This is a genomic window from Yoonia sp. R2-816 (genome assembly GCF_046762905.1).
In the GTDB taxonomy this organism is placed as follows: domain Bacteria; phylum Pseudomonadota; class Alphaproteobacteria; order Rhodobacterales; family Rhodobacteraceae; genus Yoonia.
The window spans coordinates 1-12,571 of sequence record NZ_JBKQXN010000213.1 but is presented as its reverse complement, the minus strand read 5'-3'; the positions used below and the strand labels follow the sequence as shown (position 1 = coordinate 12,571).

The following is a 12,571-nucleotide window of genomic DNA, read 5'->3' as shown; positions in this document are numbered from 1 at the left end:
CGACCGGACGCCTGATGGCGAGACGAAGACACCCAGCTTACGCAACTCGTTCGAAGTGCGGGCCTGGCCATAAGCCGGGAAATCAGTGGCGGATTTGATCACCGCGTCCTCGGTTGCCTGATCCACCCGGTTCGCAAGATTGGGCTTGCGCCGCGTGCGCTCGAACAGCGCCTCCACCCCACCGTCCTCGACCGCCGATTTGTAGCGGTAGAACGTGTCGCGTGACATGCCCATGACTTGGCAAGCCTTCGAGACATTGCCCAGCTCCTCGGCCAGGTTCAGCAGACCGGTTTTGTGTTTGATGATTTTGTCAGTAGTATTCAACATTGTGGTTTCCTTTGATGGTTTGGTTTGCACCTCCATCAAAACGGACAACCATCATCTCCATCAAGAGATGTGCCGTCCCCATTTCAGCTTGCTGAGAAGGGGGCGGTGTCAGATCACATCGAGACTAATTCAAATGATGCAATAGCAAATCAGGTCCTCGACATTGTCGCAGACAAAACTGGCTATCCAGCCGACATGCTGGACGTTGAGATGGATCTGGAGGCCGAGTTAGGGATCGACTCGATAAAGCAGGTTGAGATCCTTTCGGCCCTGAAAGAGGCGATGCCCAACCTGACTGAAATCGACCCCTCGAGCCTTGTGGAGTTGCGTACGATCTCTGAAATTGCAACTGCTGTCGGTTCACCCTCGGTCTCCACAACGGCTCCAGAGACTTCTGAACCCGACGAGGTGCAACCTAAACAAGTTTTTTCCCGTGAAGTAATGGTTGATAAAATTGACGCTAGAGCATTTGAGCAGTTGGCCGCTGGTAAGGCGCTTTTTCGTCAAACCGTCTCCGTCGAAGCCACGTGTTCGGTTCTCAATCCGAAGTATCTTACGATAAACAGCACAAACAGGATTGAAATCACAAAACACGCCACTGGGTTTGCGGAGCAACTAGCACACTTCTTTGAAAGGTATGGCTTAAATACGCGACTCGTAGATGAGCCAAGTGATGCTGCTGAAACGGTGATCGTGACAGCAGGTGTGGACCCCAACCGCAGCGCGTATGAGATGCTAAACGCGGCCTTGGCTTCGGCAAAACGCATCGCGATTCCCATGTCAAAACGCTTTGGCTGCTGTATTTTTCTTCAATCTACCGGAGGGAAATTTGGGCAAAATCAGAGAGAGTTTTCGATCGTCGAACGCGGCGGAGTTGCAGCGTTAGCAAAGACCGCTTCGCATGAATGGCAGCCTTCGACAGTAAGGGTAATCGATATCGACATCAGCGCGCTCCCGATGCAGCAACAGGTTGCATCTGTTGGTATGGAAATCCTTTTTGGGGGCGACACGCTGGAAGTTGGCCTTACGTCTGATGGTCAACGTTGGTCACCAACGGTTACTGCACAACCTTACGAAGGTATTGGCATCTCTCTGGAAGATGGAGATGGTGTCGTAGTTACTGGAGGTGGTCGCGGCATAAGCGCAGCCGTCGCTATCCGTCTTGCTCGAGAAGCTCGTTTCAACTTCCTATTGCTTGGCCGTACGGTCCTTCAGGCCTGGCCACAGGATCTCGACCGCAGCCTTAGCCTTAAGGAACTGCGTCTGGAACTATCTCAACGTGCTAAGGCTGAAGGTAGACCGCTCTCCCTTAAAGACTTGGCGGCCCTATCTGACGTGCTGACGGCCTCACGAGAAGTGGAGGACACCATCGCGGCCATCCGTAAAGTTGGTTCAGATGCGATCTATCGTGCGGTCGATATTATGGACAATGAAAAATTAAAGAACGAGATCCGGGCATTCCGACGCGAGTCCGGGAAAGTTTCTGGCATTATTCATGGAGCCGGAGTGAACCATGATAAGCTGATCAAAGACAAAACCCCCGATCAACTGGCAAAGGTCTACCAGCCAAAAATCGAAGGGTTCAAGTCACTTTGGTCAGCTTCCGTTGCCGACGAAATGAAATTTGCAGTCATGTTCTCTTCCATTGCTGGGCGGTACGGTAATCCTGGGCAGGCGGATTACGGCATGGCCAACGAAGTGTTAAGCCGGTTTGCCTTTGCACTTCAAGACAGACATCCAAAAATGCGCGTAGTTGCGATGGATTGGGGCCCATGGACAGGTGGTATGGTGACAGAAACAGTAAAGCGTCAATTTGAAAGCAGAGGCATTCCGCTCATTCCGGTTGAGATTGGCGTGGAGGCGATGGTGTATGAACTTGTGGCCGGTGGAACCATAAATCCGGAGATCGTTTTCGCAGGATTTCCCCAAGCCATTCCCCCCGATCCCAAGCTTCGGAAAACAGACAACGCCTCTACCAGTAAGGGTGCTGAGGTGGCTTGAGTCATCAGTTTCTCCCCACTCGAAGAAGGTAACGTCTGCCATGTTTGAACCAGTTGCAATTGTGGGGCGGGGAACCGTCTTGCCGGGGGCCTTCACTCCGGATCTTCTATGGAAAGCTATCCAAGCCGGCCGTGACCTTTTGACAGAAGTCCCAGAGGGGCTCTGGCCATTGCCGGTCACACAGATCCACCGCGCTAATGAAACAGCGCCTTCGATAGAAAAACGTGCACCTTTTCGAGGTGGGTATGTTGATGACTCTGAACTGGGCTTTGATGCAACGCTTTTCGACATCGGAGGAGGTGTTGTAGAGACTATTGACCGTTCTACAAAGTGGTTGCTTCATGCAGGGCGCTCTGCGCGTAATGAAATGAGAAGCACTTCGGCCGCTCCCGATCGCACTGCGGTCATCGTTGGCAACCTCGGTTATCCGACAGCAACGGCCACTGAGTTATCCTATAGGTTAGCTTTTGCTCGTGACGACACGCACGGCATTACAAAGCTAGCGAGAGAACGTTTTTCATCTGGCCGGCCTGCAACCTTATTAGCGAATTCACTCTCCGCCGCCGGACCCGCATTCTGTTTGGACGCTTCATGCGCCTCATCGCTCTACGCTGTCAAGTTCGCCTGCGATCTGTTGCACGAAGACTCGGCGGACGTCGTATTTGTTGGTGCGGTGAACGGGTGTTACAATATGTTGCTGCATACCGGGTTCAGTGAACTAAATGCCTTAAGCCCTTCCGGGCGCAGTCGCCCGTTTCACCGTCGCGCTGACGGGCTGATCCCGAGTGAAGGCGCTGCGGTGATAGCGTTGAAGCGACTTTCAGATGCATTGGACTGTGGAGATGAGATTTTCGCGATTGTTCGCGGTGTGGGCCTTTCCAATGATGGGCAGCAGCGCGGTATCCTTTCTCCAAATAAGGATGGTCAGGTCAGAGCGCTTCAACAAGCATATTCTTTGTCAGGGCTCGATCCACTATCGGTTGGGTATCTCGAATGTCACGCGACGGGAACAATAACAGGTGATCGAACGGAACTAGAGACACTTCGGGACGTCTTTGACGGTCACTTCGATCTACCTGTCGGCTCTCTGAAGTCGAATATAGGTCATCTGATTACGGTCGCGGGCCTTGCAGGAATCTTAAAAATGGTCGGCGCATTCCGGGCGAATATCCGTCCAGCAACACTACATGCTGACGATCCGATTGAAGCGCTTGATGAACCGCCCTTGAGGCTTTTGACGGTAAATGAACCCTGGCCCCAAAACCTTCCCAAGCGTGCCGGGCTGAATAACTTCGGGTTTGGCGGCAACAATGCACACTTGATTTTGGAGGAGTTTAAACCGCGAGACGCTCGCGCGATGGTGACCAGGTCCAGAGTTGTCGAAAAAACCAAAACAAGGATTTCCAAAGGGGAAGACCGCATCGTTGTTTGTGGACTTGAACAGCTCACTGGAGACGAAACCAATGGTGAAATCTCAGATCTAGAATTACCGATTTCCGAGACGGTGTTCCCACCGAATGACCTGAAAAAATGCCTCGGACAGCAAACGCTAGCCTTATTTTTGGCACAGAATGTATTGAAACAAATTAAAGTACCGGCACCAGAGCGAATTGCTGTCTCAATTGGCATGGGGCTGGATATGGAGGCAGTACGAGCCTGCACTTTCTGGTATGCGGAACGAGAGCGCCAAAAAGGAGTTTTTGAAGACACGTTAACACCAGAAATGTTGAAAGCTGCGTTGTCACCTTTGGAAGGACCACACTGCGTCTTGGGAGCGATGCCCAATCTCGTAGCAAATCGGGCCAACCTTCAGCTCGATATTAAAGGGTACGGTGTTTCTATATCGGGTGAAGAGCTTTCGGGAACATATGCGCTGGAACTCGGCTGCCGTGCACTTCGCAAAGGCGAAGTGGATCTCTATTTGGCAGGTGCGGTGGATCTTTCGAGCGAAGAGATGCATCGGCTTGCTTGCGACGCTGTTCCGGAACTGATGAGGCGGCGGCACAAGGACGGTGCGTGTGTTTTTGCGCTCAAACGCCGCTCGGACGCAATACGTGACGGTGACACCATATTTGGCGAAATCGAAATGATGCTGGCAAGCCGAAACACGGCTGTGCCGGTGAGAGAAGCGGGGAAATCATCAGATACAAACTTGGGTATAGCCCATTGCGCAGATGGTGCTCTCGGTCTGGCACAGATCATCAAGGCAGGACGAACCGTGTCATCTTCAATGAAGCCGGCGCAAGAAGGTGTTTTCGAGCCCTTTATTCCTATAGCCGAGACGTTTGGAGCTAAGTCTTTTACAGGTTGGGAGCAGAACTGTAACTTAACCCTTACGTCGGGCAGGGCCGAGAAGCCGCTATCTGGAGCTGTACCCTACCTTTGGTATGCCGCTGGTAAAACGCGAGAGGAGTTAATCCAGGCATTGCGCTCGGGGACTGCAGTACGAAATGGATCATTCCGACTTGCAATCGTGGCACACACAGAGCAAGAACTTGACAAGCGTAGGCTTCTGGCTGAAAGGAGACTTTCAGAAACGGGATCTGTCCACCTACCAGGTGTTTATTACGCAGATGAGACGAGTTACGGCGAGTTGGCGCTGGTCTTTCCTGGTTTAGGTTCGGGATACGCAGAGATGTGCGGTGACTGGCATACAGCCTTTCCTGCTGTTCTTGCAGATACTGCTGCTCGCCTTGGCTTTGAAATGGCCCCCCAATTTGATGAGGCGATTGCGGCGCTTTCAAACACCGCCGGGCTGGCTCAAAAGGCAATTGCAAGTTCCGTAGGGTCCATCTTTTTAGCCCAGGCGGCACTCGAAGTTCTAAACCTTAAACCTGACGCAGCACTCGGCGTTTCCATGGGTGAAGCGCACATGCTCGCTGCATTCGATGTTTGGGAGCGACCACAAGACATTTTGTTGGGGAACACTACCGATGGTTTCTATGAGCAACTCGGCGGTTCCGCTCCTGCCGTTGCCAAATCTCTTGGTTTGGCAAAGACCGAAATCCTTGATTGGAAGGATTTTGATATTTTCGCGCCAGTCGAAGAAGTACAACAAGTGGTCAATGGCATTAAACAAGTTTGGATCACCATCATTTACTCTAGTCGGCATTGTTTGCTCAGCGGTCGTAGGCAAGCTTGCAATGAGGTCCTATCTCTCCTTGAACCGTGCCCGATAGTGCTACCGCGACAGCACCCGCTGGCATTTCATGGTCCCTTCGCGGAAGAATACAGGCAAGTATTTGCAAAACGCCACACCATTCCAACACGACTACGTGATGATGTCAGATTTTACTTCAACGCGATCAACGACTTTGCCCCGATTTCTAAGGAGACCTGTTCGAAACACTACGTCGATCAAGGATTCGAATGTGTGGACTTTCGGAGGACCGTTGAAAAGGCCTGGGCCGATGGCGTCAGAATATTTGTCGAAACAGGACCAAAATCGCTGTTGAGTAATGCGATCTCGCAGACCCTTGGCGACCGGCAACATGTTTCGGTCAGTTTGAATAATCCTGGGAACGGCACACTTTTCAATTTTGCAAATGTAGCTGCTCAACTCTTCGTCCTGGGCAGAGATTGCAACATAGAGGGTCTTGCAAGGCGTTTGACGCGCGAAAAAGGCGAAACACCTTCCGGTCAACCAAGAACCTTTTCGGTCAAAACACACCTGCCGCCGGTGCGGGCCGATTTGCAGGTAACCGCTGCCCCTCTGGAGGCGAAGTCGGATTCTTCTGAACTGACAGCGCGCACCGGGTCTGAATTGATACAAGCCGAACTTCCCCCAAGTAAAAAGATGGAGGCACGCAAACTAGAACCGGCGCCTGCGGTTGACGCCCCGGGCTATTCTAGTCAAGAGAGCCAAATTTGTTTCAGGCCTCAGGAAACCAGAGTGATGGTAGCACCTCCGGACGTTGTATGGCGACAAGAACCTATAGAGTTCGGTGTGTCTGCGACCAATTTTTCTGGAAACCAGCCGACGGACCAAGCACTCACGTCACGTATCTCTAAGCCATTTACCATTTACCCATCTGAGCAGTCTTTTATTGGAATTTCGCGCCTTTCTCCCGATGGACCAAGGTTAGATCGTAAAGACTTGGAACTGGTAGCCAGCGGCAACATTTCCGATGTTCTAGGCGAAATCTTCAAGCAGCAAGACGGTTATCACCGCCAATGCAGAGTGCCGCGCCCGCCTATGCTTCTTGTTGACCGCGTCACTGGGATGGCCGGCGAAGCTGGCTCTATGGGGAAGGGTGTTTGCTGGACGGAGACGGACGTAACGAAAGATGCTTGGTATCTCGATGACGGTTTTATGCCGACAGGTATTCTGATTGAGGCCGGGCAGGCGGACCTACTACTTGTTTCCTGGCTTGGGGTAGATTTTTTAAACAAAAGCGAAAGAGTTTACCGTTTGCTTGGCTGTGAAATCACGTTTCACAATCGCTCCATGCCGAAGATTGGTGACACAATTAACTACCAGATTCACATCGACAGCCACGCCAATGTCGGTGATACTCGCATGTTTTTCTTCCGTTATGATGCGCGGATAGGAGACGACCTCCTGATTTCAGTCAGAAACGGGCAGGCGGGTTTTTTCAGCGACAAACAATTGGAAAATTCGGACGGCGTGCGGTGGTTGCCCGAAGATGAGATTCCGGATGCAGGAGCGCGATTGGATCTGCCGGCCGCAATGACAAAAAAGCGTAGCTTTGACAAAGCAGAAGTCACCGCTTTTGCCGCCGGCGACTTGCTGTCCTGCTTCGGCGAAGGTTTTGAGATGGCCGCTGCTCACCAGAAAACGCCAAAAATCCCTTCGGGTCGAATGCAAATGATCGAAACCATAGAAGAGTTTGACCCTGCCGGCGGGCCGTGGAGGCGCGGCTATCTGTGCGCGGCCTGCGATGTGGCAGTCGAAGCCTGGTTTTACGACGGCCACTTCCAGAACGATCCCTGTATGCCGGGAACGCTGATGGCCGAAGCTGCAGTCCAAGCGTTGGAGTTCTACGCCGCTGCCTGTGGTTTAACCATTGACCGCGACGGTTACCGGTTTGCGCCGGTTGCGGGCGAGCCTTTCAAATTTGTATGCCGTGGCCAGGTGGTCCCGGATGCTCCGCACAGGATTACCTATGAAGTGTTCATAGAAGAAATTGATTGTAAGGGCGATCAACCTGTCATCTATGCTGCGCTTTTGGTGAAGTCCGATGGTTTCAAGATTTTTCTTTGCCGGCGTTTTGGAATCACGTTAGTTCGTGATTGGCCCTTGGATGGATTGTGTGGCGAAATACAACACACACGTGACACATCCACAATCTCTCCCAGTGGGGAAGTCCGCGGCGACTACTATGCCTTGCTTGCAGCAGCCTGGGGCAAACCTTCGGAGGCATTCGGACCGGTTTTTTCTGAAGCGGACCCTCAATTCGACACCACGTCTAACCCACCGCGTTTACCGGGGCCGCCCTATCATTGCATGAGCCGGATCTTGAGTGTCAATTGTCCGCCAACTGTCGAAACGCCTGGCGCTCGGATGATTAGCGAATTCGATGTTGACCCGCATGCCTGGTACTTCGATGACAGTGGCACCGATCAAATGCCGTTGTCTGTATTAAGCGAGGTTCTCCTGCAGCCATGCGGCTGGTTTGCAAGCTATATGGGTTTTGCCCTTGGCAAGGAAGTGAAATTCCGGAACCTTGATGGCAAAGATGCCGTGTTGCACGCTTCCGTCACGCGCGAAACCGGAACGCTCAGGCTTGAAACACGCTTCTTGAAATTCGACCGAGTTGGCCTTATGGCACTGGTTTTTTATGAAGTTATCTGCAAGGCAGGCGACACGTTGGTCATGACGCTGAAGACCAATTTTGGCTTTTTTCCTGACGATGCTCTTGCAAATCAAAAGGGTCTGCCAACATCGACTGCCAGGATGCAGGTACATCAGAAAGACCTACAAGGTCCAGTGGATCAATGCGCGCTGGATGAGTTGCACAGCACCGTCGGGCCAGTTATGCCAAGCGGGAAGCTTGATCTCTTTGACAGCGTCTGCGCGTTCAAAACAGACGGAGGCGAAAGCGACCTTGGCCGCTTGGTAGGACATCATCGAATTGTTCCAGGAGCCTGGTACTTTAAGGCACACTTTTTTACCGACCCGGTTCAGCCAGGTTCTCTCGGGTTGGAAGCGTTGTTCACTCTGTTCAAGTGCCTTGTGCGCCGCAAAGGACTGCACAAGGCATTTAAGAGCCCCGTTTTTCAAGCGCCGGCAACGGGCGAAGTATTCTCGTGGCGGTATCGGGGGCAGGTCGTACCGATAAACAAGGAAGTTCTATGCGAGTTTGAATTAACCGAAATCCTCCAGGAAGAGACTTCAGTTCTCATCAAAGGAGCAGGCAGTTTGTGGGTAGACGGGCTGCGAATATATGAAGTGAAAGATTATGCCCTTAGAATTTGCGAGCAAGAAAGGAAAGCAGTCGCATCGGCGCCGCTCCATGATGTAAAAGGCAAATTATCTAAGGAAAGATTGACAATTGATTTGAAGGCATCGCCCTGGTTGTCTGGCCACAAGCCGTCCTACGTCATTCCTGTGTTTCCAATATTGGGCGTCGCCGGTCGTATTATTTCATCGCAATCAACTCAGGCAGACAGAGGTCCTGTCAGCCGTTTGGAGGACTTGGAAATCCGCAGTTGGCTGGCACTGAATAAATGTCCACTCAGACTTGAATGGGAGCGTCAAGACGCTGGGGAATTGGAGCACGTCCACTTCCATAGGGTTGAAAACGAGGTTTGCGACAAAAAAATCGTGGGAAATGCCAGAATACTTTACTCTCCCTTTAAATCCAAGCCAAACGCATGGCCTGCATTGAAATGCGGCAAGCTCCTGAAGGATCCTTACAGCTCTGGATATCTTTTTCACGATGGAGCTTTTGAAACCGCTTTTGATATTCGGTATAGTGACCGGATGTCCTCGTTTGAGTTCGATATTGCTGCATGCCTAGAACGCGCTGAAGGTGAACTGGACATTCTGCTAGACACACTGAATCATGGTTTCCCACATTTGGTCCCGAGCCGCTGGTTCGGAGGTCCCGTCGTCGGGATGGCTGCCTTTCCTTATAGGTTAGAATATATAGAACTCTTCGGGCCGCTTCCGGCATCAGGAATAGGCCGGGTCGTCACCCGAAAGGTCGACATGCCCAATCCGCGGCAGGTACGCTTTGAGGTACAGTTCTCGGTTCAAAACACTGTTGCCGTTGAAGTCAGAATCGTCGAAGCACTAGTACCTATAGACACAATCGGAAAACTCTCATTTTCGCAGCTCAGAAAATTTTGCCTTTTTGGTGCTCCACTTAGATCGTTTACGCTTAGCCATCGCAGCACCGCCGCGACAGTTTTATCACTTGCCCAGTTTAATCGTGCTAACTGGCTACCAGGAACCTACGAAGAAATCTATCAGATAGACCACAATGCTGATGAAATGGAGAAAATTACACAAATTGCGATAAAAGACCATCTTCGTCAGAAGTTTGACGTCCATCCCTCTGATATCAAACAGGTTGGTTCGGCAATTCACATTGCAGGCCATGCTTTGATCCGGGCAGATGCTCTCAATGTGAACTTTTCAGGCGAAGAAGTATCTGTGGCAGATGCCTAGTTAATTGGACAGTTGCTGCAGAAAATAAAAGAAGTTTGTGTTCTCCAGAGTAGTCTTCATTCACCTCGAAAAGATAATGCCCAGATTATCTTTTGGAAGAAAGGAGGAGCAGGTCCAATCCGGAATGTCCTGGGATATCTACTTTGGTTTTGAGCGGTGTAACGTCGAGAGACACGTGCTCTGCGAACAGAAGATAAGCGTCTTGGACTTGCGAATTTAGTGGCGCAATTAGAAGGTCGGCTGAGGGGACTCGAGGGCCAATCCGATGAAAGATCAGCTTTTGGACCAGGCTAAATACCTCAGCAGTGTATTTTAAAAGGTTGCCTTTTCCATCGACCGAAAACAACCGGAAGATCTCGAATATAGGTTTGTCCGTGAATGAAAGGAGTTCCTCACGAAAACTGTCATGATCAGCAACGATCTGGTTATAAAAATAACTGCTTGAGTTTTTTGGACTGGTCTTCATGTTGAAGTTCAGTGCGCCAATTAGATCGTTTTCCCTATTGCGTACGCTGATCAGACTGGAAACACCATCCCAAAAATCCGGAGTTGAGGTGAGGTGGCTCATACCAACACTATCAAAACGATTTTTGCGTTGCCCTACAATGTCGCGGATTGAACTGTAGCTTATTTCTTCTCTTGTTATTACATTCTGGATATCAAGTTCTTGAAACAATTATCCGATCCTTTGATATTTCAGCGTTGCATTTTCCCGTTTTTCATTCCTGGTTTTCCACTAATTAAATCACTATTTTTATCGAATACTTGCATCGATGTTTAAGAACCATGTTTGGGCAAATTGGCGCCAAGAAGTTTGAATAGGTCAAAGTTTTACTACATCAGAGATTGCGCCAATGCTAACATGTATTTTGGGTGTCGTCACGTTAACCGTCGTTCGGTTGCTGCCCCGGGCCTAAAGCCCCTCAATTAAATTACCCTCCCTCGAGAGGCGAGGGAGGGTGTGAGTGGTGGTGGGTGGGTTAACGGAGTTTCCATCCAACGCCTCCTGTTGCAAACCTAGGACAAGGCCGCTGCATTGTAAAATACCGAGATGCTATTTATCAATAGACACCAGCTATGAGAGGCTGCTACGCCCACCACAAAGGTGATGTATTTACGCATACCGAAAGTCAGCCCGGCGGAGCAGTAGAGGTTGGTCTGCCAAGCGGGTATCTGGCGCATCGCAACCACCCAGCGTGGAAGAAGAAAGCAAACCCGGAACCACTGCGCGAAGGTTGTGGAAGACGGCCGCCGTGGGGCGTTTGCATCGGAAGATTCACCGTGAAGAACCTCACCAGACCGTGTTGACAAGAGGAAAGTCTGACAGGCGCGGACCTCACCATAGTTGGTGTCTATTGATAAATAGAATCTCAGTATTTTTGCATCGGGCAATCTGCCTCTAATGCTGGATGCCAGACGAAATGACCGGGCGCATTTGCGGGGAATGAAACAGCAAGACGCAAGCAACAAGACCTCGAAGGGCCGGCTGGAAAACAGCTTCAGGCTTCTTCTCATCACCGGCGTGTTCAGGATGCGTGCGAGATCAACGTCGATCGCTCACCAGTTTGAATTGGATGTCACATGAGCACAGTCGCAGGCAATTCAGGCGTCGTGAGAAAGATACATCAACGCCACCTAACCCATCGTGTTTCTGGAGAATGCTCAATGACTCATCATGTAAAAACAGCCTTACTGGTCCTTGCAACCGCCTTGCCAACGCATGCGCTTGCCGACTGGAACGGCGCGTAGCTCAGGCGGGACGGCTGATTGCCTATCGAGCAAGTGTAACCTGAAGGAATTAAATATGAAAACCCTTGTAATCGGACTCTCGCTGATCGCCACTTTCACAACAGCAGCAAGTGCAGAATCTGCTTGGGAAGGTTCCTATGCCGGGGCGTCTTTTGCGACGTTTTCCGGCGAAAATACTTATGATAACTTCGATGGCCCTCTAGGCTTGGACCTTGAGGGTGAGATGTTCGGTGGGTTTGCTGGATATAGCACAACTCTCAATGGTTTCATCTTAGGAGGTGAGATCGCCGTGATGGGCGGGGAGGTCTTTGAAGAGGGCTATAAGGGCGAGTACGAATTTACATCTATCGTCGATTTGAAGGCGCGGGCAGGTTATGATGCTGGCCAGTTCATGCCCTATGCGGTGATTGGTATAGCAGTCGGCAATTTTAGTGTGGATGACGCCGCCAACCCGACCCGAGATGAAGATATCGCCGAGGCCGGTGTTTTGTTTGGCGCTGGTATAGATATCGCCACAAGCCAACAATTCACGGTAGGCGCGGAATTTGCAAGCCGGTCTTTTGACTACGAGTTCGAAAGCGGCCTCGTTGATATGAGTGCTGATGCCACGAGCGTTACATTGCGCGGCGCATATAAATTCTGAACACGTCAGAGAGTCTGAGGGCTTTCATGTCCGTGAGACCGAACGCTTCGACCATCAAGGGGTCTGTTCCGGTAGGGGCAGGATCGTATCGTCTCATGAGCGTTTTTGATTTTCCCGGCACGATGAGACTACCCCGCTGGCGCGGGATGGTCAAAATTTGTAGCCTGTGCATGGCGCTGGAGACATGCGTGTCGAACCGATGGTTATCATGCTCT

The 12,571-nt window shown here is 51.1% G+C and carries 7 protein-coding genes; 4 read left to right on the top strand and 3 right to left on the bottom strand.

What is annotated here, in order from left to right; all coding sequences use genetic code 11:
• The coding region (locus tag ACFWW2_RS14110) for a helix-turn-helix domain-containing protein (RefSeq protein WP_393928809.1) at nucleotides 1–327 on the bottom strand (327 nt) is incomplete at its 3' end.
• 105 nt (nucleotides 328–432) lie between these two features.
• Here ACFWW2_RS14110 and ACFWW2_RS14105 point away from each other — a divergent pair.
• Together ACFWW2_RS14105 and ACFWW2_RS14100 are read left to right on the top strand one after the other, a co-directional pair.
• A complete protein-coding gene (locus ACFWW2_RS14105) occupies nucleotides 433–2,328 on the top strand; it encodes an SDR family NAD(P)-dependent oxidoreductase (RefSeq protein WP_393928807.1) in 1,896 nt (631 codons plus the stop codon).
• Between the two features lie 40 nt (nucleotides 2,329–2,368).
• Nucleotides 2,369–9,964 (top strand): beta-ketoacyl synthase N-terminal-like domain-containing protein, encoded by a 7,596-nt coding sequence (locus tag ACFWW2_RS14100; protein WP_393928805.1) that lies wholly within the window; start codon nucleotides 2,369–2,371, stop codon nucleotides 9,962–9,964.
• Between the two features lie 85 nt (nucleotides 9,965–10,049).
• Here the strand turns inward: ACFWW2_RS14100 and ACFWW2_RS14095 are convergent, their stop codons facing one another.
• Nucleotides 10,050–10,640: a hypothetical protein gene (locus ACFWW2_RS14095; protein WP_393928803.1), complete on the bottom strand. Its 591-nt coding sequence runs from the start codon at nucleotides 10,638–10,640 to the stop codon at nucleotides 10,050–10,052.
• A gap of 768 nt (nucleotides 10,641–11,408) precedes the next feature.
• Here ACFWW2_RS14095 and ACFWW2_RS14090 point away from each other — a divergent pair.
• Together ACFWW2_RS14090 and ACFWW2_RS14085 are read left to right on the top strand one after the other, a co-directional pair.
• On the top strand, nucleotides 11,409–11,549 hold the full coding sequence (locus ACFWW2_RS14090) for a hypothetical protein (protein WP_393928801.1): 141 nt from the start codon (nucleotides 11,409–11,411) through the stop codon (nucleotides 11,547–11,549).
• 219 nt (nucleotides 11,550–11,768) lie between these two features.
• Nucleotides 11,769–12,356: an outer membrane protein gene (locus ACFWW2_RS14085; RefSeq protein WP_393928799.1), complete on the top strand. Its 588-nt coding sequence runs from the start codon at nucleotides 11,769–11,771 to the stop codon at nucleotides 12,354–12,356.
• Here ACFWW2_RS14085 and ACFWW2_RS14080 read toward each other — a convergent pair.
• Nucleotides 12,328–12,571, bottom strand: a 244-nt coding sequence (locus ACFWW2_RS14080) for a hypothetical protein (RefSeq protein ID WP_393928797.1), incomplete at its 5' end; no start/stop codon positions are given. The genes ACFWW2_RS14085 and ACFWW2_RS14080 overlap by 29 nt on opposite strands.

Coding starts and splice junctions, on each gene's coding strand:
- ACFWW2_RS14085 (WP_393928799.1), top strand. CDS start 11,769: ATGAAAACCCTTGTAATCGGACTCTCGCTGATCGCCACTTTCACAACA.
- ACFWW2_RS14100 (WP_393928805.1), top strand. CDS start 2,369: ATGTTTGAACCAGTTGCAATTGTGGGGCGGGGAACCGTCTTGCCGGGG.
- ACFWW2_RS14090 (WP_393928801.1), top strand. CDS start 11,409: ATGAAACAGCAAGACGCAAGCAACAAGACCTCGAAGGGCCGGCTGGAA.